The organism is Dyella japonica A8 (genome assembly GCF_000725385.1).
Classification (GTDB): domain Bacteria; phylum Pseudomonadota; class Gammaproteobacteria; order Xanthomonadales; family Rhodanobacteraceae; genus Dyella; species Dyella japonica_C.
This window is the reverse complement of sequence record NZ_CP008884.1, coordinates 1,249,880-1,272,340: the sequence shown is the minus strand read 5'-3', so window position 1 is coordinate 1,272,340 and position 22,461 is coordinate 1,249,880. Positions and strand designations below refer to the sequence as shown.

The following is a 22,461-nucleotide window of genomic DNA, read 5'->3' as shown; positions in this document are numbered from 1 at the left end:
TCGCCCGCTCGCAACGTTCGGCCATCCGTGCCAGGCGCGTCGGGCCTCGCCAGAGGAACCCCCATCCATGCACGAACTGAAGACGCAGGCCTACGCCAGCAAACGCGAACACTACGAGGACCTGTGCAGCCAGGCCCGCGGCCTGATGGAAGGCGAACCGGACATGATCGCCAACGCGGCGAACTTCTCCGCGCTGGTCTACCACAGCCTGTCTGACCTCAACTGGAGCGGCTTCTATCTCTACGACGGCAACGAGCTGGTCGTGGGACCGTTCCAGGGCAAGCCGGCCTGCATCCGCATCGCGCTCGGCCGCGGCGTGTGCGGCACCGCGGCCCAGTCACGCCAGACGCAGGTCGTGCGCGACGTGCACGCGTTCGACGGCCACATTGCATGCGACGCCGCGTCGCAGTCCGAAATCGTGGTGCCGCTGGTGCGCGCGGACGGCAGCCTGTTCGGCGTGTGGGATGTGGACAGCCCGTCCATCGCCCGTTTCGACGATGAAGACCGCGCCGGCATGGAAGCCCTGTGCGCCGTGTTCATGGCGGCGATCGACAAGCGCTGAGCCCGCGCCGCGGTTTTCCGGCGGCGACTATTGCCGCGGCGTGTTGAGCAGGGTCATCACCATGTCGCGCGCCTCCTCCACGCCGGTCGGCGCCTGCGAGGAAAACACCTGCGCGGTGGCCTGCGTGCCGCTGGCCGCCAGTTCCTTGCGCAGCGCCGCCAGCGCTTGCGCCGCCTGGTTCCGCGACAATTTGTCCGCCTTGGTCAACAGCAGGTGGCAGGGCAGATGCGTAGCGAAGCAGAACTCCAGCATCATCCGGTCGAAGTCCTTGAGCGGATGGCGAATATCGGCGATCAGCACCACGCCTCGCAGGCTGCGGCGCTGGTGCAGGTACGCATCGATCTCCAGCTTCCAGTGCTCACGCAGTGCCTCGGGCACCTTGGCGTAGCCGTAGCCGGGTAGGTCAATTAGTCGCGCCTGCAAGGGCGGCTGGCCTTCGCCCTGGATCAGCGGAGGCAGCGAAAACGCCACCATCTGCTGGGTGCGGCCGGGCGTCTTGGACGTGCGCGCAAGGCCGCGATGTGCGGTCAAGGTATTGAGCGCACTGGACTTGCCGGCATTGGAGCGACCGGCGAAAGCCACCTCCGCGCCGTGGTCGCTCGGGAGCTGAGAAATTCGATGGGCGGCCAGCACGAACTGGGCGCCCTGCAATGGATTGGACATGGTTTGACCGGCTAGGGTGGCGCAGTAATAATCCGGGAGTTTCTGCCAGTTGCGGACGTGCTGGCCAGCGCGGACCGTGCAGCCACAGCAGTTTTTCGGGAGACAAGTGTATGAGTTTTCGGCCTGCCGGTTTCCGGTCCGCTGTCGTTCGTTCTGCCGTAGTCCTCGTTTTCGCGCTGTCTTCCGGCGCGGTGCTCGCCCAGGAAGCCAAGGCCCCCGCCCCGGCAGCCACCGCTGCCAAACTCGCAGCCACTGCCACGGCGCCGGCCGAACAGGCCGCCAAACCGGCGGAAGCCACGGCCGCCGTGAAGCCCGGTGACGCCACCGCCGGCCAGGGCAAGGCCGCCGCCTGCGGCGCTTGCCACGGCATGGATGGCAACTCCACCGATCCGCAGTATCCCAAGCTCGCCGGCCAGAGCGAGGCGTACATCGCCCACCAGCTCACCAACTTCAAGTCCGGCAAGCGCCAGAACCCGATCATGCTGGGCATGGCCACCGCGCTGTCCGAGCAGGACATGCACGACATCGGCGCCTACTTCGCCAGCAAGAGCTCGCTGCCGGGCGTGGCCGACCAGGCGCTGGTCGAGCGCGGCGAGCAGCTCTACCGCCAGGGCGACACCGCCAAGGGCGTGCCGGCCTGCATGGCCTGCCACAGCATCGACGGCCGCGGCAATCCGGGCGCGATGTATCCGCAGCTCACCAGCCAGCACGCGCAGTACATCGAAGCCACGCTGAAGGCCTGGCATGACGGCACCGTCTGGGGCGAGGACGCCCATTCGCAGATCATGCCGGGCATCGCCAAGAAGCTGGACGAGAAGGACATCGCCGCCGTCGCCAGCTATGTCGAAGGCCTGCATGCCGCCGAAGGCGCGGGCGCTTCCGCCGCCAAGTAAACGCCTTCGACACGCCGGCCGTTGGCCGGCGTGTCCGTTCGAAGCCAAGTGAAAGTATTGAGGACCACCATGCTGAAGCGTCTGTCGTTCCTGTGTACCGCCCTGCTCGCGCTCGCCGCCTGCAGCAACAACAACGACAACGCCCTGCCGCTCCGGCCACGCCGTTCGTGGACGAGGGCAAGTGGGTGGAAGGCAAGCACTACTTCCGCATCGAGCCGGCGCAGGCGAAGGTCAGCGGGACCGACAAGGTCGAAGTGGCCGAGGTGTTCTCCTATGGCTGCCCGGCCTGCAACGCCTTCCACCCGACCATGAACGAGCTGGCGAAGCAGCTGCCGTCCAACGCCGCCATCGCCTATCTGCCGGCCTCCTTCATGCCGGCGGAAAACTGGCCGATGCTGCAGCGTGCCTTCCTCACCGCCCAGTCGCTGGGCGTGGCCGACAAGGCCAACGACGCCATGTACGAGGCGGTGTGGAACACCAAGGTGCTGAGCGCCATGCAGACGGAGACCAGCCTCAAGCCCGCTTCCGCGCTGCCCACGCTGGACGATGCCGCCAAGATCTACGCCAAGTTCGGCGCCGACCCGAAGGAGTTCGTGGCCGTGGCCAACTCCTTCGCCATCAACACCAAGGTCAAGCGCGCGGACGACCTGCTGAAGGCGTATGGCGTGGAGTCCACGCCGACCATCGTGGTCAACGGCAAGTACCGCCTGACCCCGGGCTCGGCCGGCGGCTACGACCAGACGATTGAACTCGTCAAATGGCTGGTGTCCAAGGAAGCTGCCGGCAAGTAAGCCGCATCCGTCACCCGCCTACTGCCCTCCGAACGAGTACCGCCCCATGTTCAAGCGTTTTTCTTCCTTGCGCGCGCTCTGCCTCGTCGCCGGCCTGCTGCTGGCCAGCGCGTGCACGGCCACCGGTTCCGGCGATGCCGCGCCCTACACCAATGGCAATGAGTATGTGACGTTGCCCGCCGATGCCCCCCGCATGAGTCCGGAGGGCAAGGTGGAAGTGGTGGAGGTGTTCTCCTACGGCTGCATCCACTGCGCGCATTTCGCGCCCATCGCCGACCAGCTGCGCAAGCAGCTGCCGCCCGGCGTGACGTTCAAGCTGCTGCCGGCCGCGTTCAACGACCAGTGGGTGCCGTTCGCCCGTGCCTATTACGCCGCGCAGAAGCTCGGCGTGCTGGAGCAGACGCACCTGGCCCTGTTCAAGGCCAAGTTCGACGAGCACTACCCGATCTCCACGCTGGATGAGCTGGCCGACTTCTATGCCGCGCACGGCGTGAAGCGCGACGACTTCATGCGCATCGCCACTTCCGACGAAGTGACCCAGCGGATCCGCAGTGATGCCCAGCTGGTGCAGGCCTGGCAGGTCGACGGTACGCCGACCATCGTGATCGACGGCAAGTACCGCACTGCCAACGTGAAGAGCCTCGAGGAACTGTCGGCCGTCACCCAGTGGCTGGCCAAGCGGGAGCTGGCCGGCGCCAAGTAACGCGCCGCCGGAGCTTTCCCCGCGTTCACAACCGACCGGGCATCCTTAGCGCCTGTTTTCGGAGCCGGCCGCCACCGCGACGGTGGCGGCTGGCCATAGAGCCCGCCCGATGACCCGCGCCGATACCCCCAACGCAGCCCCCGAACGCCGCCTGCGCCTGCTGAGCTGCAACATCCTGGCCGGTGCCAGCGTGCAGCGGTACAGCGAGTACCTCACGCGCAGCATCAACGCCGTGCTGCCGGGCCGCAGCAAGCTGGACAACCTCGACCGCCTCGCCGAAGTGCTGCCGCAGTTCGACGTGATCGGCCTGCAGGAGGCCGACGCAGGCAGCCTGCGTTCGGGTTTCCTCAACCAGACCCGCTACCTCGCCGAAGCGGCGGGCATGCCGTTCTGGAGCCACCAGCCCAACCGCCCGATGGCGCGCCTGGCCCATTCGGCCAACGGCTTGATCAGCCGCCTCGAACCCACCAGCGTGCTCGATTACCCGCTGCCCAGCCGTATTCCCGGCCGTGGCGCACTGCTGGCCCGTTTCGGCGAAGGGGCGGACGCACTGGCCGTAATGATCGCCCACCTCTCGCTGAGCGCGCCGGCGCGCGCCAAGCAGCTGGATTTTATCGGCGAGGTGCTGCAGGACTACCCGCATGCCGTGCTGATGGGTGACCTCAACACCGAGATCCGCAGCGCGGAAATGAAGCACCTGTTCGCCAAGTCCAGCCTGGTGCCACCTGACCAGGCCACGCCGACTTTCCCCAGCTGGAAACCCCGGCGCGCCCTGGACCACATTCTCACTTCCGAGAAGATCCACCTCGACAAGGTGTGGGCGCTGCCGCAGGCTTTCTCGGATCACCTGCCGATCGCGGCGGAAATCCGCCTGCCCAGCCATATCGCTCCCCGCCTGCACCGGACGCGTCGATGAAGAATGTTTTGCGCCTGACCCTGCCCTGGTTGTCGCTGATCGCGATCGGCGCCCTCGCCTATGCGCTGCGCTACGCGCTGGTCGAATCCCCCGACGTCGCCAACCTCTGCGAGAAGAGCGCGTCGTCCGAATGCACGCTGCGGCACATCGCGGTGATGGGCTTCATCCTCGGCCGCACGTTCGGCTACCAGATGGGCATCTACGGCTGGGTGGCCCTGCTTGCCGCCAGCCTGGCTCTGTTCTGGAAAAAGCCGTTCACCGCGTGGTTTGCCGCGGCGACGGGGCTGGTGGCGGTGATCCTCTATTGCTTCGCGCCAGGCGCGTTCGCGCTACTGGTAGGCTGCCTGCGGCTGGTTCGCCTGCAGTCGTCGGCCGGCCCGACGCCATTCGATCATCACGGCGCCGGCGGTCGCGAGATTCACGCCCAGCCATAGCCACGTCGAGGGATTGAGCCCGATCTCCTGCGCCACCACCACGGCGGCAAGCAACGGCAGTGCGCAGGCGATGAAACGCTCCTCGATGACGGGCACCACGCACTGGCTGCGCGTTTCCATCAGCGAGGCGATCAGGAAGCCCACCGCGGTTGGCCAGAACAGGCCCAGCGGGAAGTCGCGGTAACGACCGTCGAAGACCATCAGCAGATCGTAGAACGCCAGACCGAACATCCACAGGAAGCGCAGGCGGCGATCCGGCAGCGGGATGGCGGCGCCCGCCAGTCGCGCCGCGATGCGACGTGCCAGATAGACGGCCGAAAGCAGCGCGAGCGCGCACAGCAGGCCTGAAAACACCCACTCCAGCTGGTTGCGGCAGTCGTAGATCATGCGCCGGCACTGCCACGCGATGGACGTGGCCGTGGCGAATCCCGCCATGGCCAGCGCGCTGCGGCTGCGTGGGTTGCCCAGCTCGCGGCGCCAGAACCCGGCGAGCAGGAACAGCACGGCGCCCGCCGCGCCCGCGTACCAGCCGACGATCCAGTCCGGCTCTTCGGTCACCGGGCCCTGCATGCCGAACTTGGGCTTCGCGTTCACGTCGAAGATGCCCCAGTAGCCGCCCACCGTGCCTTCCTGCGCCCGCTTCCACGGCTGGTCGAAGGCTTCGATCACGTTGTAGGGCATGTCCACGCTGCCGGCGTAGCGCAGGAAGTCACGCAGGTAGCGGGCCTCGTTGACCAGGCTCGCGCTCGCCTCGCGGCGCGTGCGGCCTGAGCTGGGCCAGCCAGTTTCGCCGATCATCACGGCGCGACCGGGGAAGCGTGCCTTCATGCGCGCATAGACATCGGCCACATGCTGGACCGCCGCCTCCGGCGGCACGGGCTCGTCTTCCCAGTAAGGAAGAATATGGATGGTGATGTAGTCGACCGCATCCGCCATCTGCGGATAACGCAGCCAGAACTCCCACACGTCGGCGTAAGTCACGGGCACGTGAACACCCTTCAGTGCGTCGCGGACCTGCCTGGCATAGCCAAGCAAAGCATCCGGCGATTGCTCGCCACGCAGCAGCACCTCGTTGCCGACGATCACGCCACGGATCACTTCCGGGTGCGCCTTCGCCGTGGCGATGCCCATCGCCACTTCGTTGTCGTTGAACTTCTTGTCGCGGCCAAGCCAGATACCCATCAGCACCTTCATGCCGTACTTCTGGGCAATCTGCGGCACCACGTTCAGGCCGAAGCTCTGCGAATAGGTGCGCACGCAATCGAAGCGCTCGGACAAGGCCTTCAGGTCCGCGTCGATGCGCTCGGGCGTGACGAAGGCATGCGGATCGAGCGGCGTCTCGCCCGGCTTGCGGAAAGGCGCGTAGGACACGCAGGCGATGCGCGCGGTCGGCGCATCAGGCAACGGCACCGGCCGGCCGATGCGCCACCACCACAGCGCCCCCGCCACCACGGCCACGACGAGGATCAGCCATGCGACGGGAACAACGCGGGACGAGGGCGAGGACGTGGGCGACATGCACTTCCAGATATGCGCCGGACACGGCGGCTCGTAGGTGATGGCTGATTCTAACAGGCAGCCCACCTTCGCCACGTGCGTACTAAGCCGCTGACAAAGCCTCAAATTCGTCATTCCGGCATCCCACGGGGACTAGCTGCGCGTCGCAGGCTGGAATCCAGTCGCGGGAAGATTCGACTGTCGCGATACCCCCAGGGCCATGACGGCAAGGCGATAATCCCATCCTGCCGCCGCTGGATTCCGGCCTACGCCGGAATGACGAGCTTGGGACATGAGGACTGTTTCTGCCGGCATCCCGTTTCACGTCACGCTCAGCGGGCATTGGCCATTCTGCGCAGTCCCGCGCAGCGCGCCGCCCCTGCGGAACCGCGACCTGTCACTGCGTCGGTCTTGGCAAAGGAGTAGTCATGTCCCAGCACGCAGCACCGCGGCATCTCGCCCGACGCTTGCTCATCCTGGTGGCCGGCCTGTGGCTGGCAGGCGCGGCCCAGGCGGCCGAACCCACGGAAGCGCAGCGCACTGCCTTCAAGCAGGCGTATGCCACCGCCCAGCAGGGTGGCGATGGCTGGAAGAGCGCGGCCAGCGGGCTGCAGGGCTATCCGCTGTACCCGTATCTGGAAGCGGCCTCGCTCACGCACGACATCCGCCAGGTACAGCGCCCGCAGGTGGAGGATTACCTCAAGCACTATCCGGCGCTGATCCCGGCCAGCGACCTGCGCCGCGACTTCCTCACCGAACTGGCGCGCCGCCAGGACTGGGACAACTTCCTGGCGATGTACCAGCCGGGCCTTGGCGATGCGCTCACCTGCAATGCCCTGCAGGCGCAGATGAGCAAGGGCGCGTCGCTCGATTTCGATCGCGATCTCGCCGCGCTGTGGTCCAAACCCAAGCTGCCCAGCGCCTGCGACCCCGTGCTGGGCGCGGCGCACGACCAGGGCCTGCTCACCGAGCCGCGCCTGTGGGATCGCATCGAACGCGCCGCCGATGCCGTGCAGCCCGGCACCATCAACAACCTGGCCGGCTGGCTACCGGCCGACCAGTCGGAATCCGCGCGGCGCATCGCCTCCGCGCTGACTGACCCGGGTGCCGCTGCCGTGGCCGCGAACCAGTGGCCCGATTCGCCGCGCAACCGGCAGGCCGCCATGCTCGCGCTCGAGCGGCTGGCGCGGCGCCAGTCCGTCACGGCGGACATTGCATGGCAGAAGCTGGAGGGCCGCTTTGCCTTCACGCCGGAGCAGCGCAATCGCGTGATGTACGCGCTGGCGCTGTTCCATGCCACCGACTACGACGCCAGTGCGATCTCACGCCTCGTCGCCCTGCCGGTGTCGGTGCAGACCGATACCAGCCGCGAATGGCGCGTGCGCGCCGCCCTGGCACTGCAGGACTGGACCGCCGCGCTCGCCGCCATCGATGCCATGCCGGCCGCGCAGCAGCAGGATGGCGAATGGCGCTGGTTCCGCGCCCGCGCGCTGACCCAGACGGGCCGCGCGAGCGAAGCGCAGCAGGTGCTCGCCAGCCTTGCGCAGGAACCGACGTTCTTCGGCTTCCTCGCCGCCGACCGCGTCAACGCGCCGTACGGCATCTGCCAGCTCGAACTGAAGGGCAACCCGCAGCGCGAGCGCACTCTGCTGGCCAACCAGGGTCTGGTGCGCGCGTTCGAGCTCTACGCCGTAGGCCTGCCCAGGCAGGCGCGCCGCGAATGGACGCAGGCGCTCGACGGCGCCGACATGGAAACGCTGAAACAGGCCGTCGATATCGCCTATCGCCGCGGCTGGTATGACCGTGCGGTATTCACTTTCAATACCGGCGATGCGCTGCGCTACTACGAGCAACGCTTTCCCCTGGCCAGCCAGGACGGCCTGGTGCCGCAAGCCGAAGAGGCGGGCATCGAACCCTCGTGGGCCTATGCCATCCTCCGCGCGGAAAGTGCGTGGATGCCCGATGCGCGCTCCGGCGCCGACGCACGCGGCCTGATGCAGCTGCTGCCGTCGACGGCGGCGCTGGTGGCCAAGCGCAACGGCATTACCTGGGTCGGCGGCGATTCGCTGTTCAATCCTGTCACCAACATCATCCTGGGCACGCGCTACCTCGCGCAGATGGCGGGCAGCTTCAACGGCGCGCCCTGGCTCGCCAGCGCGGCGTACAACGCCGGCCCCGGCAAGGTAAACCAGTGGCTGGAAGCACGTGGCACGCTGCCGCCGGACCTGTTCATCGCCACCATTCCGTACAAGGAAACGCGGGAATACGTCGCGCGCGTGATGTCCTTCGCGGTGATCTATGACTGGCGCCAGCACGGCAACGCCGTGACGCTGTCGCAGCGCCTGACGCCCATCGGCCAGACCTACACGCTGCCGGACAGTCATAGCGAGCGTAAGCTGGTGACCTGCCCGGTGGTGGCGCCGCCCACGCCGGCGGAGCCAGCCTCGGCAGCACCCGCGAGCAACCTGCCCCCGCCGGCTTCGGCCAGCAGCACCGGCACTCGTTGACGGAGAGGCAAACAGTGACCCTGAAAGCCAAACAACTGGTAGTGCTCGGCGGCAGCGGCTTCGTCGGTTCGCATCTGTTGCCGCGCCTGGCAAAAGACGGCCATCGCATCGTGCTGCTTTCGCGCAACCGGGAACGGCAACGCGCCATGGCCGTGCTGCCGGACGTGCGCATCCGCAGCGTGGACGTCTATGACGCCAATGCCCTGCGTCGTCAGTTTGACGGCGCGGACGCGGTGATCAACCTGGTCGGTATCCTCAACGCCTTCGGCAACCAGACCTTCCAGCACGCGCACGTGGACCTCGCGCAGCGCGTGCTCGGCGCATGCCAGGCAGCCGGCGTGTCGCGCCTGCATCACATGAGCGCGCTCAAGGCGGGCCAGGGCCTGTCGCAGTACCTCAAGAGCAAGGGCGAGGCCGAGGCGCTGATCCGTCACTCGTCGCTGGACTGGACCATCTACCAGCCCAGCGTGATGTTCGGCGCGGGCGGCGGCCTGGTGGATCGCTTCGCCACGCTGCTGCGCCAGTTGCCCGCACTGCCGCTGCCACGCGCCGCCTCGCGGATGGCGCCGACCTGGGTGGGCGACGTGGCCGAAGCCATGGCGCGCTGCATCGGCGACGACAAGCTGGGCGTGGACCGCAGCTTCGAGCTGTACGGCCCCGATGTGCTGACGCTCGGCGAGATCGTGCGGCTGATCCGCTCCAACCTGGGCGTACGCACGCCCATCATCCCGCTGCCCGACAGCCTGGGCCGCCTGCAGGCGCAAGTAGCCCAGCTACTGCCCGGCAAGCCGTTTTCCCTGGACAACTTCCGCTCGCTGCGCACCGATTCGGTGGGCAAGGCGGACGGCTACGCGGCGCTTGGCATCACACCCCAGCCGCTGGAAGCGTGGCTTCCCGTGTTGCTGAAGGAGCCGGCACGGCAGCGGCGGCTGAAGAAGGCGCGCTCCACCGGCCGCTGAACGCTTTTCGGTCTTTTGTGGGAGCGCACCCTGTGCGCGACGGCGTCGCCGCTTCGTCGGCTTGTCGCGCACAGGGTGCGCTCCCACAGGTATATGGCGAGACCCTTGCGCCCCGCATGGCAGAATCCCCCTCATGCACACCTACCTCGTCGGCGGCGCCGTCCGCGACAAACTGCTGGGCCGGCCGGTGGCCGACCACGACCACGTGGTGGTCGGCGCACGCCCCGAAGACATGCTGGAACAGGGCTTTCGTCCGGTCGGCAAGGACTTTCCGGTATTCCTGCATCCGCGTACCGGCGAGGAATATGCCCTGGCGCGCACCGAGCGCAAGACCGGCCACGGCTACCACGGCTTCGCGTTCCACGCCGATCCCTCGGTGACGCTGGAAGAGGATCTTGCGCGACGCGACCTCACCATCAACGCCATGGCGGAAACCGCGGACGGCCAATTGGTCGATCCGTTCCTGGGCGCGCGCGACCTGGAACAACGCCTGTTGCGCCACGTGTCGCCCGCGTTTGTGGAAGACCCCGTGCGCCTGCTGCGCGTGGCGCGTTTCGCCGCGCGTTTCGCGCCGCTGGGCTTCACCGTGGCACCCGACACCATGGCGCTGATGCAGCAGATGGTGCGCGATGGCGAAGTGGATCATCTCGTGCCCGAACGTGTCTGGCAGGAAACACGCAAGGCGCTGGGCGAGGCGCAGCCTTCGGCCTTCCTGCGCGTACTGCGCGAATCGGGCGCGCTGGCCGTGCTGTTTCCCGAAGTGGACGCCTTGTACGGCGTGCCGCAACGCGCGGAGTTCCATCCAGAGATCGACACCGGCGTGCACGTGGAGATGGTGCTCGACATGGCCGCCCGCATCGCGCCGGGCAATGACGTGGTGGGCTTCTGCGCGCTCACGCACGACCTGGGCAAGGCACTGACGCCCGCCGACGTGCTGCCGCGCCACCTGGGCCATGAGCATGCCGGCGTCGCCCCGCTGCAGCGGCTGGCTGCCCGTCTGAAGGTGCCCACCGAGCACGCCGCGCTGGCCGAGCAGGTGTGTCGCGAGCACCTCAATGCCCACCGGGCCTTCGAGCTGAAACCATCGACGGTGCTGCGCCTGCTCACCTCGCTGGACGCGCTGCGGCGCCCGGAGCGTCTGGAGCTGTTCCTTGCCGCCTGCGAGGCTGACAAGCGCGGACGGCTGGGCCACGAGGATGACGACTACCCACAGGCGGACTACCTGCGGCGCACCCGCGACGCGGCAGCCGCCGTGCGTTCGGAGCCATTCGTGGCCGATGGGTTGAAAGGCCCGGCCATCGGCGAAGCCATGGCAGCGGCCCGCGTGGCGGCCATTGCCGCCCTACGAAAGCCATCGGCCTGAAGGAAGCCATGCGCAAGGCAGATGAAAGGCAGCGCCAAATAAGGTAGAAGGTTCATTGTCCGCCCGCTTGGTGCCTCCAAGCCTGTTCCATGCATGAACGCGGCCACCCCATTCCACCTGGCTGCCACGCGGCCAGGTACCTGTTTCCCGCACTCCGGAGTTTTTCGTGCCGACTGAGTTCTCACCGATCCCGCCGCTGCGCCAGCGGTTCCGCCCGCTGTCGTGGTTGGCCATCAGCTATGTGCTGATCGGTGCACTCACCCGCATCGTGCTGCTCTTCATGGCAGGCAGCGGCGTGCCGCACAACCCGCTGTACTGGGCCTACGCCTTCGGCGTGGGCCTGAGCTATGACCTGATCGCCTACGTCTACCTCGCCTGGCCGCTGGTGCTTTACCTGTGGCTGGTGCCGCGACGCATCTACACATCGCGCCTGGGGCAGTGGCTGCTCTACGGTGGCGGCGCCGTGCTGCTGTTTGGCCTGCTGTTCACGGCGGCCTCGGAACTGGTGTTCTGGGGCGAGTTCGGCACGCGCTTCAACTTCATCGCGGTGGATTACCTGGTCTACACGACCGAGGTGATCGGCAACATCCGCGAATCGTATCCGCTGGGCACGTGGATCAGCCTGCTGGCCTTCGCTACCTTCGTGGTGGTGTGGCTGAGCCGCAAGAGCCTCGCCGCGCGTGATGGTGGCACCACTTTCCTCCAGCGCAGCAAGGTGGCGCTGGCGTGGCTGGTGATCACGGTGGTGACAGCGGTGGCCATCAAGGGCACCTTCAAGGACCGCACCGACAACGCCTACGTCAACGAGCTTTCGGGCAATGGCGTGTACGAATTCGTCGCCGCCTTCCGCAGCAGCCACCTCGACTATTCGCGCTTCTACCGCACCCTGCCCGACGATGAAGCGTTCAGGCGCGTGCGCGACCTGGTGAAGACGCCCGAGGCCACCTACGTGAGCGACGACCCGCAGGATCTCACCCGCGAGATCCGCCATGCCGGCCCGGAGAAGCATCTCAACGTGGTGCTGATCAGCGTGGAGAGCTTCTCGGCCGATTTCCTCAAGGAATTCGGCGACAAGCGCGGCATCACGCCCAATCTCGATGCCCTGATCGACAAGAGCATGTTCTTCGACAATCTCTACGCCAACGGCACCCGCACGGTGCGTGGCCTGGAGGCGCTGTCGCTGTCGGTGCCGCCCACGCCGGGCGATTCCATCGTCAAGGCGCACAACAACGAAAACCTGTTCTCCGCCGCGAACGTCTTCAATGACCGTGGCTACCAGTCCGATTTTGTCTACGGTGGCTACGGCTACTTCGACAACATGAACTACTTCTTCGCGCACAACGGCTATCGCGCGGTGGATCGCAACGACATCGCCAAGGGCGAGACGATCCATCACGAGAACGTGTGGGGTGTGGCGGACGAGGATCTCTACACGCTGGCACTCAAGCAGATGGACGAGGCGCAGGCGCAGGGCAAGCCGTTCTTCCTGCACATCATGACCACCTCCAACCACCGCCCGTTCACGGTGCCGGCCAACCGCGTGCCACAGAAAGACGGCACGCGCGAAGCCGCCGTGGCCTACACCGACTGGTCAATCGCCGATTTCATCAAGCGCGCGCAGTCCCGCCCGTACTTCGACAACACCGTCTTCGTGATCACCGCCGACCACTGCGCCTCCAGCGCGGGTCGCACCAGCGTGCCGATCAACCGCTACCACATCCCGCTTTGGATCTATTCGCCGAAGAACATCCAGCCACAGCGCGTGTCGCGCCAGATGTCCCAGATCGACATCATCCCGACCGTCATGGGCCTGTTGAACTTCAGCTATCGCAGCCGCTTCTTCGGTGCTGACATCTTCCAGCTCGAGCCGGGCCGCGAACGCGCTTTCCCCGCCACCTACGAGAAGCTCGGCTACCTGCACGGCGACCTGCTCACTGTGCTCGAGCCGCAACGCAAGCTTGAACAGGTAAAGCCAGACTTCGACACTGGCGACGCCGTGCCGAACACGCCGGTGAACCAGGCGCAGGTGGATGACGCCACGGTCTACTACCAGGTGGCCGCTTACCTGTACAAGCACGGGCAGATGGGCAAGCGAGTCGATGACAACAAGCCCGTGAACTGAGCCACCTGCAGGCAGCGGGGCCGCTCTTCGGAAGAGTGCCCCGTATCACCTCAGTCCACGAAACTATTGATGCCACCGTGCGTCGGCACCCTCCACAGGGCAAAGGCAGCTCGGCCGGCGGATGTTTACCTACGTTGATGCCGGTACGGCCGCTCAGCTGGTCTTGTTGCAGGAGTGCCTCCACAACAGCTCGCATCCGATTGCCACCCGATCAAGCCATCCACGCTCGTCCGTACTAGGCCTCGCCCTCGCGCGACTTCAGCGCCGTCTTGCGCCTGGCGTGGCCTCTCACCGATGCCAGCCATTGATAGCCCTTGCCGGGCAACGCCTTGAGGCCCAGCGCCGGCTTCTCGACCATGTGCCAGGAGAAGATGGCCATCACCATCGCGAGCGGCCAGGCGAAGGCCGCGTTGGCCAGACCCGAAGCGCCCGGCACATGCTGCGCCACGACCTGCTGGATGGGGAAGCCCCACAGGTAGAGGCCGTAGGAATAATCGCCAAGGCGATTAAATCGATCGCATCGCGTGTTGTACGCGAAGGCAAACACGAAGCTGGCTAGCGCAAGCGCCATGGCAAACGGATACACCACGCTGCCGTGGGCGAGCCACGCAAGAATGCCGGTCACCAGGGCGACTGGCCAGCCGACATACACCCATGCCCGATTCAGGAAACAGAAAGCGCCCAAAGCAAAATAGCCGGCGAGCGGCACGAAATCCGCGAGCGGAACAAGCGGGATCGAGGCGGGCCGCATGACGCCCCAGGCAACCAAGGCTGCGATGAACACAGTGGCGAGATACTTGCCCCCAAGGATTCCCGTCACGCCGACGAGCGCAACCCACAGATACATCCGCACTTCTGCCGGCAAGGTCCAAATCGACCCATTGACTGCGCCACCGACCTGGTTGCCGGTGAAGACACCGGGCAAGTGATAGGCGAGATACTTGCCGAGCTCAAGATTCTTGCTCACATATCGCCATACCTGTTGATCGCGAAGGTAGTCCGCGAGCGGCAGTGAGGTGACGATGGCGCCAACCAGATACGCCGACACCAGCAGGCAGAACACATATGCCGGATAAATCCGCAGAAGGCGCGCCCACAGAAAGCTCGGAAGATGCCGGCGCCGGACATAGCTACCCGTAATCATGAAGCCGCTGATGACAAAGAACGCACTTACGGCTATGGCGCCCGAATACGAGCCCCAGCCGAGCCACACGAACAGGTCCGGAAACCTGGCGTTAGCGCTTACTGCGTTGCCATGCCCATAGATCACCATGCTCGCGGCCATCAGGCGCAGCAACAGAAAATTATCCTGCCCTTGGGCCGATGCCTCGGCCAGCGTACGCGTTCGGAACAGACTCATCATTGAATCGTGAAATAGCCATCCATGGCAGAATTCTGCCGGTTTTCACTCCCGATAGACAGGATGGCCGGTGCCTGGCGACGAGATCAGCGCCCGCACCGGACCGGGCCAGGAAACGCCACTGCACGCTGGTGCACCTCGACCTGCGCGATGCCGAAACACCGGGTGATCTCACTAAGTCTGGCGGGTGCGTTGCCCCTTTTTGACCTGTGCGAATCAGTGATTCGTGCGTTGCAGGCTACCGTCATTCCTAATCAGATAATCGGCCGACTCTCCCTGCGGTACCAGCTGCACCCGATCGCCGATAGGCACGCCTCGATAGGCAGGAATGTCGTGGGTAAGGCGGATATAGATCCAGCGATCCCTTTCATTCTCCGGACGCAAGCGGACCGGCGATGGATTCGAGGCCACGGCTTCGGCCAACTGTGGCGAGAAATGCGCCTGCTTGACGCCGATATCATGCATGCTGCGAATGATGTTTACGCCGTGCCACACGCACATCGCGCCGATCAACACCACGATGACACGGCCTGTCACAGCGAGCCGCTTCCACGCAAGCGCACATACGGCCGCCGTGACGGCCGCGAAGCCATAGCCGTAGTGATTGGCGGCATCTGCCAGCACGAGCACAGGCCCCAGCGCCACCACGCCTCCCAGCAGGAACGCCGCCAACCAACGCCCACCTGCACGACCCAGTGACCATGCAAGCAGCAGCCACCACGCCATGGCCACGATGATCGCCCGGTTTGCCAGCCCCTTGGCGAGGAAGTCGCCCGCGCCAAGACGGCCGGTCAGCATGGGGAACACCTGGTATTCGAACCAGCGCGCGGGAATGTTCATCACGCTCCACTGGTAGATGGAGCCTGTATTGCCGCCCGCGAACAGAATCGAGTTCAGGCGCAGGGCGAGGTAAATCGCCACCGGCGCGGCCGTGGCCACGAAGGCCCATCCCCAACGCTTCTCGCGACCCGAGAACCACCAGCCGAGCGCAATCAGAGCCGGAATGACAATGGCGGACTCTTTCGCGAGCAAGGCCATCGCGCAGAGCGCAAACATCACCGGAAGCGCAAAGGCCAACCGCACGCCGCTCTTCAACAGCGAGGCAATCAGTAGGGCGCAGCTCACCCAGATGAGATCAGCGATCGTAGCCACCCATCCGTGCGTGTGTGCCGCATAAGGGCCGAGCGCGAACACCAGGGCGGCCAACCAGGCAACCGCGACACTCGCACCGCTTCGCCGCATCAGCACAGCCAACAGGCCCGCATTGATGGCGCCCCAACCTACGAGAATGGCATGGAAGGCGTAAGGATGCTCAAACAGGCGGCGCGACAGCTCGATCCACAGCGAAAAGGTCAGCGGTCGATACTGGAACGCGTGCAGGTCGCCCCACAAGCCGTTGCTGAAGAAGCCGCCGCTGATCTGTTGGGCGTAATAGCCCCACTGCAGCTCATCATGGCTCAGATAGCCGGGGTTGAAGATCAGCAGGGCCTGCGCCGCCAGCACGCAAAACAGTGTGGCGACAAACAACAGCCAGCCATGGCGATTCCGTGTATCCATCGCGGAAAAATGTCCTTGCATACCGATTGAAGATGCCAAGCCAGCCTGACGTATGTCAGAGCCGATCACCCTGATCCGCCTCGAGCAGTTCGGCCGGCAGCGGCAACACGTCCATGCCGCGCGCGAACAACATCACCTGGAAGCGCTCGCCCATCTGGTCGGGCAGGGTGAGCTTCTTCACTTGCTGGGCGAGGCTGTAGCGGACGGCCTCGTCGGGCGCGCTTTCATAAGCGGCCCCAAAGATGTCCTGCAGCCCGCTGCCGATCAGGAACTGCGCCTGTGGCATGTAGCCGGCCACGCCGAAGCCGGCGCTGTTGCCCGCCTCGGCCAGCGCGGTGAAATCCACCGATGCGGTGAGGTCGTTGAGTCCCGGGAAATGCAGCGGATCGTTGTGCGCGCGATGGCGATAGAACGCGCGCAGGGTGCCGTCGTTGCGCTCGGGCAGGTAGTACTCGCGCCGTACGTAACCGTAGTCGATGAACAGCATCATGCCTGCGGTGAGCGAGCCGGCCACGGCCTGGATCCAGTACGGCAGCTGCGGCAGGATTTCCGAGCGGTACCCGTCAGGGAACTCCGCCTCGAGGTCGCGCTCGACGTGCCGCACCGCGCCCGACACCAGCGCATCCGCGGGACGATCGACGCGCATCAGGCGGCCTTCGCCATCCAGCGCGACATACTCCTCGTACACCTCGCCGGCCTTCATGGCGAAACGCGTGGTCGGCAAGGCGTCGATCACTTCGTTGGCGAACAGCACGCCCTGCCAGTCCTGTTCGGGTGGACGATCCAGCCACAGCACGTGGGCGAACAGGTCCGCCGGCAGCGCCGTTTCCAGACGTTCGCGCTGGCGCTCGCGCAGGTCGGCGCTGGGTTCGAGGATGTAATAACGGCGCGGCACCGTCCCGTTGGCGGCAAATGCCTTGATGGCCGCTTCCGCAAAGGCGCCACTGCCACCGCCAAGCTCGAGGAAGTCGGCGTTTTCGCCCAGCATCTGGATCACCGGGTACGCGGCATTCACCACGCAGCGCGCAAACAGCTCGCCCAGCTCCGGCGCAGTGACGAAATCGCCCGCCTCGCCGAACTTGGTCTTGCCCGCGCTGTAGTAACCCAGGCCCGGCGCATAGAGGCAACGCTCCATGTACTGCGAGAACGGCATGGGCCCGTGCGCGGCGATTTCCTCGCGCAGGCGCGTCAGCAGCCGGTCGGAATGGGCGCGCTCATCAGCGCCGGGATCGGGAAGTCGGGAAGACATGCGCGTTGCCTGCAGGGAAACGCGGGAAGTTTAACCCATGCCCCGCCATAGCCTCGTGAGGGGGAGGAGGAAGGCTATGGCGGGGGCATCGGCCCAGCTGACTGGGAAGCTTAGAAACTGAAATCCTTCTGCAGGCTCAGGTACACGCCGCGACGTGGGCCGAACTGCGGCGCACCCACGCCCACGCCGGTGCCGTCACGCAGCTCGTAGGTGCGGTCGAGCACGTTGATCACCGCCAGCTGCGTCTTCACCGTGCCGAAGCTGCCGAAGGTGAAGTCGTGACCCACGTTGAGGTTGAGCTGGAAGTAGTACGGCAGCGAAGCGCCATTGGGCACACCCGGCGCGCCCTTGCGCAGGCCGCTGCCGAAGATGTAATCGGCGCCCACGCGCGTGGCCTTGGTGAACGAGTAGGTGATGCCACCGGACGAGGCCAGCTTCTGGTCGTGGTCGAGATGGATCCAGTTGTCGTAGATGTAGGCCAGCTCTTCTGGACTGAAGTTGTACTGGCCGGTCATCACGCGCTTGCCCATGGCACGGCTGAACGCCGCATTGAAGTACGCCGTGATCGGGCCGTTGTCGTAGTTGGCGGTGAACTCCACGCCACGGACGCGGCCGTAGTCATAGTTGAAATTGGAGTAGATCAGCGCCGCGCCGAACTGGCCTTCGTCCTGCAGGCGGCGCACCTGGCGGTAGTACGCATCCACGCCCAGCGTGAGCGTGGAGCCGACCTGCTGCTGGATACCGAGGTCGTAGTAGTCGGAGCGCTCGGCCAGCGGCAGGTTGTTGCCGCCGCTCGGCAGCTGGTTGGTGGTGCCGTCGAAGCGCGCGATGTTGCTGTCATCGATCACTTCCGTCGCCGGCGGCGTGAAGTAGCGCGAGTAGCCGGCGTGGATGGTGGTGCTGTCGGTGGCCTGGTAGACCACGCCCAGGCGTGGGCTGAGCTGGCTTTCGGTACGGAACAGTTCGTAGCGATCACCGCGCAGGCCGTAGTTCACCGTCCACTTGTCGCCGATGCTCCACTCGTCCTGCAGGTAGGCCGAATAGGTGCGGGCCAACAGTTTCGTCGCATCGTAGATACCAATCGGGGTGGTGCTCGCCTGCGAGCCGTCCGGATTGGCCGGGAACACCAGCGAATTATTGCTGATGTTGCCGCGTTCGAATTCGCCATAGAGACCGTAGCGCAGCGTGTGGCTGTCGCCCAATGGCGTGGAGAAATCGGCCTGCAGGGTGTCGGCCCGGTTGCTGCGGCGAATGGTGGAGGCGACGCCGTTGAACATCAGGTCGCCGACATCGTCCGGATCGAAACCCACACTGCTGTAACGCTGGCCTACCGACACCTGGTAATCCGTCTTGCCCCACTTGCCCTGCAGCGAGAGCACGCCGAAGCGCGTCTTTTCCTGCTGGCGCTCGTTGAGGTCGGCGGAGTTGAAGTTCACCGTGTCCAGGTAGCCGAACTGCGGCGTCTGGTTCGGGTTGTTGGGAATCTGGAAGCGGTTATTGGTCGCGCCGAACATGAAACTGAGGCGCGTGTTGTCGTTGATCAGGTAGGAGATGTCACCGAAGCCCTTCACCTGGTTGGTGTGGTCATGGATGGGCTTGCGGCTCGAGGTCGGGTTCTCGATGCCGACATCGTTCTCCATGTAGTTGGCGGTGACGAACCAGCTCCAGCGATCGTTGCTGCCCCACACCGAGGCATTCGGGTTCAGCGTGCCGAACGAGCCACCGGTGATGCCGACGCTACCGCCATTGCCCAGGTCATGGCCGCTCTTGGTGTCGATATCCACCACGGCGGCCGTGCGCAGGCCGTACTGCGCCGGCAGCGCGCCGTCGAGCAGTTTCACGCTCTGGATGGTGCGCGCATCCAGGGTCTGGCCGAAGCCGGAAATCGACTCGGGGATGATCACGCCATTGATGCGGTACTGCAGGTTCGCGTGGTCGCCACGAACGTGCACGCCGCCGTAGGAATCCTGCACCACGCCCGGCGCCTGCAGGATCACCTGGTTGAGCGGGGTGGAATCACCCAGCGGCAATTGCTGGATGGCCTTCTGGTCGATCACGTACTGGCTGCTGCCGGTGTCAGGCGAAAGCGAGTTGCGCGACTGGTCCAGCGCCGCGCTCACGCTGATGGCGCTGAGCTGCTTCACCTTGGCGGGTTGATTGCGCGTGGCGCTGCTGGTGGCCGCGTCGCCGCCGCCGGAGGTGTTGGGCGTGGCGACGTTGCTGGTATCCGGGGTCGGGCTGGTCTGGGCAAAGGCGGCGGGGACGGCGCCAAAGGCAACGACAAGACTCGCGGCAAGCAGGGTACGTTTCATCGTGATTCCGGGAAGGGGGCGGTGATCTTGTTATTTTCGATACGTTATAACATTGCCATTCTAACCCGACCCACGCCTGCCCCAGAAGTCATGCCTGCCCCTCACGCCTACTTGGGAGCTAGCCGCGAGAACAGCCTTTTGGAGTCTCGTGTCACCGTGCCCTGTCGTCGTGGCGGCCGGCTCTCCAATGCGATGTTAGGCTACATTGGCGGCCATATCACGGAGTTTGCCGACGATTGAGGTGTGTTTACCGGTTTCTGGTGGGTTATCCCTGACCATTGACGCCCGGCGACGTGACGGCCTACCGGCGCCGGCTCAGCGCCCGCCAGGCCGGGGCCGTCTTTGCCAATGCATTGGTAGTCCAGATGAATCGCGTCTCTCATCCTGTGGCCACAGGCTTGATCGCCCACCCTCACTGGACCCCAACCTCCCCCCTTGCCACCGACGACGGCAAGACAGGCCCGTCCACCAGGCGGGGGACCACTTGATCCTGGAAGGGGCTTTCCTCGCTGGGCGCCACAGGAACAGTTGTTGCCATTGGCAACGCTGCCATCGACGGCGACCTGTTCCCCCTGCTTCCGGCTGAGCCGGTGGCAATGCCATGCGTATGACGACGTAAGGCCAGGGCACGCACGCCCCCTAAGCACTCAACCGGCGTCACAACGTAGGTAGATTTACCCATTGCTCACTAGGTAGCTATCCGCTGTCGCTCACCCTTTCCCCTGCAGTCAAATGGACTTCCGACTACATCGGTTGCGGGCTACTACCTAAGGAGGTTCCGGTCATGCGCTGGATTTCAGGGTTGTCACGAACGGCCATCGCACTGCTAGTGGTGCTTGGAGCCGCCTGTTCATCAAGCAACAATGCAACGGCAAACCAGGGGGCTGTCGAGTCGGCAGCTTCAACCACGCCACAGTCGGCGCAAGCGGCTCAATTGTCCGCGCCAACGGCTCAGGCGCCCGACACGGCGACGCCATCGCCCGAGGCCGCCAAAGGCAATTACCGGGGAAGCAAGCCCAACATCGTGCTGATCGTGGCCGATGACGTGGGCTGGGGCGATCTGGGTGTCTACGGTGGTGGCGAAGGGCGTGGCATGCCCACCCCCAATCTGGATCGTCTTGCCGCGGAAGGCATGACGTTCTTCGATTTTTACGGGCAGCCCAGTTGCACCCCGGGTCGTGCGGCGATCCAGACCGGCCGTATCCCCAACCGCAGCGGCATGACCACCGTGTCATTCCAGGGCCAGGGCGGCGGCCTTCCGCATGCCGAGTGGACACTGGCCTCGGTGCTCAAGGGCGCCAACTACCAGACATTCTTCGTGGGCAAGTGGCATCTTGGCGAGTCGGACTACGCGTTGCCCAACGCCCATGGCTATGACGTGATGAAGTACGCGCTGCTGTATCACCTCAACGCCTACACCTATACCGATCCCAAGTGGTTCCCGGACATGAGCCCGGAATTGCGCGAACTGTTCACCAAGTCGACCCTGGGAGCACTCGAGGCCAATGCCGGGGAGAAGCCCAAGGAGCTGTGGAAGGTCAACGGCGAGTATGTCGATACGCCTGACAAGGGTGTCGTGGGCATCCCCTTTATCGATGGCTATGTCGAAAAGGCAACGCTCGACTATCTCGATAGCGCTGGCAAATCGGGCAAGCCCTTCTTCATGAGCGTCAATTTCATGAAGGTGCACCAGCCCAACATGCCGCACCCCGACTTCATCGGCAAGTCGCTGTCCAAGAGCAAATACGCCGACTCGATCGTCGAACTCGACACCCGCGTTGGCCACGTCCTGGACAAGATCAAGGAGCTTGGCATCGAGAACAACACGGTGATCGTGTTCACCACCGACAATGGTGCGTGGCAGGACGTGTATCCGGATGCAGGCTACACGCCGTTCCGTGGCACCAAGGGCACGGTGCGCGAAGGTGGCGCCCGCGTACCTGCGGTCATCGCCTGGCCAGGTCACATCAAGGGCAATTCGCGCAACTACGACATCCTCGGCAGCCTGGATTTCATGGCAACCTTTGCCAATCTTGCCGGCCTGAACCTGCCGACCAACGATCGCGAGAACAAGCCGATCATCTTCGACAGCTTCGACATGTCGCCGGTGCTGTTCGGCACGGGCAAGTCGGCCCGCAAGTCGTGGTTCTACTTCACTGAAAACGAGCTGTCCCCGGGTGCCGTGCGCTTGGGCAACTACAAGGCCGTGTTCAATCTTCGCGGCGATGATGGTGTGAGCACGGGCGGCCTGGCCGTGGACAGCAACCTGGGCTGGAAGGGCCAGGAGAAGTACGTTGCCGCGGTGCCCCAGATTTTCGATCTGTGGCAAGACCCGCAGGAGCGCTACGACCTGTTCATGAATAACTTCACGGAACGCACCTGGACGCTGCCGGCCTTCAGCCAGGCGGTGAACGAGCTGATGAAGACCTATGTGAAGTACCCGCCGCGCAAGCAGCAGAGCGAAGCCTACTCTGGCCCGATCACGCTGCAGCAATACGAGCGCTTCCAGCACGTGCGCGATGCCTTGCAGAAGAGCGGCGTCACCATCGCTCCCGGAGGTGGGGACTAAGCCC

General features: G+C 65.2%; 17 protein-coding genes. 11 read left to right on the top strand and 6 right to left on the bottom strand.

What is annotated here, in order from left to right:
• The first annotated feature begins 67 nt into the window (after nucleotides 1-67).
• Nucleotides 68-562 carry a GAF domain-containing protein gene (locus HY57_RS05190; RefSeq protein ID WP_019463771.1) on the top strand — a complete coding sequence of 165 codons (495 nt, stop codon included), beginning with the start codon at nucleotides 68-70 and terminating at the stop codon, nucleotides 560-562.
• Between the two features lie 27 nt (nucleotides 563-589).
• Here HY57_RS05190 and yihA read toward each other — a convergent pair whose 3' ends face one another.
• The gene (yihA, locus tag HY57_RS05185; RefSeq protein WP_019463772.1) at nucleotides 590-1,225 is read right to left on the bottom strand and encodes a ribosome biogenesis GTP-binding protein YihA/YsxC; all 636 of its coding nucleotides are present in this window, start codon (nucleotides 1,223-1,225) and stop codon (nucleotides 590-592) included.
• A gap of 110 nt (nucleotides 1,226-1,335) precedes the next feature.
• Between yihA and HY57_RS05180 the strand changes: the two genes are divergently transcribed.
• The 5 genes from HY57_RS05180 to HY57_RS05160 all read left to right on the top strand — a co-directional run bounded on the left by HY57_RS05180 (nucleotide 1,336) and on the right by HY57_RS05160 (nucleotide 4,962).
• The gene (locus HY57_RS05180) at nucleotides 1,336-2,118 is read left to right on the top strand and encodes a c-type cytochrome (protein WP_026033677.1); all 783 of its coding nucleotides are present in this window, start codon (nucleotides 1,336-1,338) and stop codon (nucleotides 2,116-2,118) included.
• Between the two features lie 92 nt (nucleotides 2,119-2,210).
• Nucleotides 2,211-2,909 (top strand): thiol:disulfide interchange protein DsbA/DsbL, encoded by a 699-nt coding sequence (locus HY57_RS05175; protein WP_235186618.1) that lies wholly within the window; start codon nucleotides 2,211-2,213, stop codon nucleotides 2,907-2,909.
• A gap of 46 nt (nucleotides 2,910-2,955) precedes the next feature.
• Nucleotides 2,956-3,612 carry a thiol:disulfide interchange protein DsbA/DsbL gene (locus HY57_RS05170; protein WP_019464375.1) on the top strand — a complete coding sequence of 219 codons (657 nt, stop codon included), beginning with the start codon at nucleotides 2,956-2,958 and terminating at the stop codon, nucleotides 3,610-3,612.
• Between the two features lie 109 nt (nucleotides 3,613-3,721).
• Complete coding sequence (locus HY57_RS05165; RefSeq protein ID WP_019464374.1) at nucleotides 3,722-4,528, top strand: endonuclease/exonuclease/phosphatase family protein; 807 nt, start codon at nucleotides 3,722-3,724, stop codon at nucleotides 4,526-4,528.
• Nucleotides 4,525-4,962: a hypothetical protein gene (locus tag HY57_RS05160; RefSeq protein WP_019464373.1), complete on the top strand. Its 438-nt coding sequence runs from the start codon at nucleotides 4,525-4,527 to the stop codon at nucleotides 4,960-4,962. The genes HY57_RS05165 and HY57_RS05160 overlap by 4 nt, the downstream gene beginning before the upstream one ends.
• Here the strand turns inward: HY57_RS05160 and HY57_RS05155 are convergent.
• Nucleotides 4,858-6,480: a hypothetical protein gene (locus HY57_RS05155; protein ID WP_019464372.1), complete on the bottom strand. Its 1,623-nt coding sequence runs from the start codon at nucleotides 6,478-6,480 to the stop codon at nucleotides 4,858-4,860. The two genes, HY57_RS05160 and HY57_RS05155, sit on opposite strands and share 105 nt — an antisense overlap.
• Nucleotides 6,481-6,887: 407 nt before the next feature.
• On the opposite strand from HY57_RS05155, the gene HY57_RS05150 reads away from it, so the two are divergent.
• The 4 genes from HY57_RS05150 to HY57_RS05135 all read left to right on the top strand — a co-directional run bounded on the left by HY57_RS05150 (nucleotide 6,888) and on the right by HY57_RS05135 (nucleotide 13,410).
• Nucleotides 6,888-8,966 (top strand): transglycosylase SLT domain-containing protein, encoded by a 2,079-nt coding sequence (locus HY57_RS05150; RefSeq protein WP_019464371.1) that lies wholly within the window; start codon nucleotides 6,888-6,890, stop codon nucleotides 8,964-8,966.
• 20 nt (nucleotides 8,967-8,986) lie between these two features.
• Entirely contained in the window at nucleotides 8,987-9,925 is a 939-nt protein-coding gene (locus HY57_RS05145; RefSeq protein WP_026033776.1) for a complex I NDUFA9 subunit family protein, read from the top strand.
• A gap of 133 nt (nucleotides 9,926-10,058) precedes the next feature.
• A complete protein-coding gene (locus HY57_RS05140) occupies nucleotides 10,059-11,288 on the top strand; it encodes a multifunctional CCA addition/repair protein (RefSeq protein ID WP_019464369.1) in 1,230 nt (409 codons plus the stop codon).
• A gap of 166 nt (nucleotides 11,289-11,454) precedes the next feature.
• On the top strand, nucleotides 11,455-13,410 hold the full coding sequence (locus HY57_RS05135; protein WP_019464368.1) for an LTA synthase family protein: 1,956 nt from the start codon (nucleotides 11,455-11,457) through the stop codon (nucleotides 13,408-13,410).
• Nucleotides 13,411-13,645: 235 nt separating this feature from the next.
• On the opposite strand, the gene HY57_RS05130 is transcribed toward HY57_RS05135, so the two are convergent.
• The 4 genes from HY57_RS05130 to HY57_RS05115 all read right to left on the bottom strand — a co-directional run bounded on the left by HY57_RS05130 (nucleotide 13,646) and on the right by HY57_RS05115 (nucleotide 19,888).
• Nucleotides 13,646-14,770, bottom strand: coding sequence for an acyltransferase family protein (locus HY57_RS05130; RefSeq protein ID WP_019464367.1), 1,125 nt, complete (start codon nucleotides 14,768-14,770; stop codon nucleotides 13,646-13,648).
• Between the two features lie 216 nt (nucleotides 14,771-14,986).
• Nucleotides 14,987-16,273, bottom strand: a complete 1,287-nt coding sequence (locus tag HY57_RS05125; RefSeq protein ID WP_158407923.1) for a hypothetical protein — start codon at nucleotides 16,271-16,273, stop codon at nucleotides 14,987-14,989.
• 109 nt (nucleotides 16,274-16,382) lie between these two features.
• Complete coding sequence (locus HY57_RS05120; protein WP_019464365.1) at nucleotides 16,383-17,576, bottom strand: class I SAM-dependent methyltransferase; 1,194 nt, start codon at nucleotides 17,574-17,576, stop codon at nucleotides 16,383-16,385.
• 110 nt (nucleotides 17,577-17,686) lie between these two features.
• A complete protein-coding gene (locus tag HY57_RS05115; protein ID WP_019464364.1) occupies nucleotides 17,687-19,888 on the bottom strand; it encodes a TonB-dependent receptor in 2,202 nt (733 codons plus the stop codon).
• Nucleotides 19,889-20,822: 934 nt separating this feature from the next.
• Here HY57_RS05115 and HY57_RS05110 point away from each other — a divergent pair.
• Nucleotides 20,823-22,457, top strand: a complete 1,635-nt coding sequence (locus HY57_RS05110; RefSeq protein ID WP_050997874.1) for an arylsulfatase — start codon at nucleotides 20,823-20,825, stop codon at nucleotides 22,455-22,457.
• The last annotated feature ends 4 nt before the right edge of the window (nucleotides 22,458-22,461 follow it).

Coding starts and splice junctions, on each gene's coding strand:
- HY57_RS05190 (WP_019463771.1), top strand. CDS start 68: ATGCACGAACTGAAGACGCAGGCCTACGCCAGCAAACGCGAACACTAC.
- yihA (WP_019463772.1), bottom strand. CDS start 1,225: ATGTCCAATCCATTGCAGGGCGCCCAGTTCGTGCTGGCCGCCCATCGA.
- HY57_RS05180 (WP_026033677.1), top strand. CDS start 1,336: ATGAGTTTTCGGCCTGCCGGTTTCCGGTCCGCTGTCGTTCGTTCTGCC.
- HY57_RS05170 (WP_019464375.1), top strand. CDS start 2,956: ATGTTCAAGCGTTTTTCTTCCTTGCGCGCGCTCTGCCTCGTCGCCGGC.
- HY57_RS05165 (WP_019464374.1), top strand. CDS start 3,722: ATGACCCGCGCCGATACCCCCAACGCAGCCCCCGAACGCCGCCTGCGC.
- HY57_RS05160 (WP_019464373.1), top strand. CDS start 4,525: ATGAAGAATGTTTTGCGCCTGACCCTGCCCTGGTTGTCGCTGATCGCG.
- HY57_RS05155 (WP_019464372.1), bottom strand. CDS start 6,480: ATGTCGCCCACGTCCTCGCCCTCGTCCCGCGTTGTTCCCGTCGCATGG.
- HY57_RS05150 (WP_019464371.1), top strand. CDS start 6,888: ATGTCCCAGCACGCAGCACCGCGGCATCTCGCCCGACGCTTGCTCATC.
- HY57_RS05140 (WP_019464369.1), top strand. CDS start 10,059: ATGCACACCTACCTCGTCGGCGGCGCCGTCCGCGACAAACTGCTGGGC.
- HY57_RS05130 (WP_019464367.1), bottom strand. CDS start 14,770: ATGAGTCTGTTCCGAACGCGTACGCTGGCCGAGGCATCGGCCCAAGGG.
- HY57_RS05120 (WP_019464365.1), bottom strand. CDS start 17,576: ATGTCTTCCCGACTTCCCGATCCCGGCGCTGATGAGCGCGCCCATTCC.
- HY57_RS05115 (WP_019464364.1), bottom strand. CDS start 19,888: ATGAAACGTACCCTGCTTGCCGCGAGTCTTGTCGTTGCCTTTGGCGCC.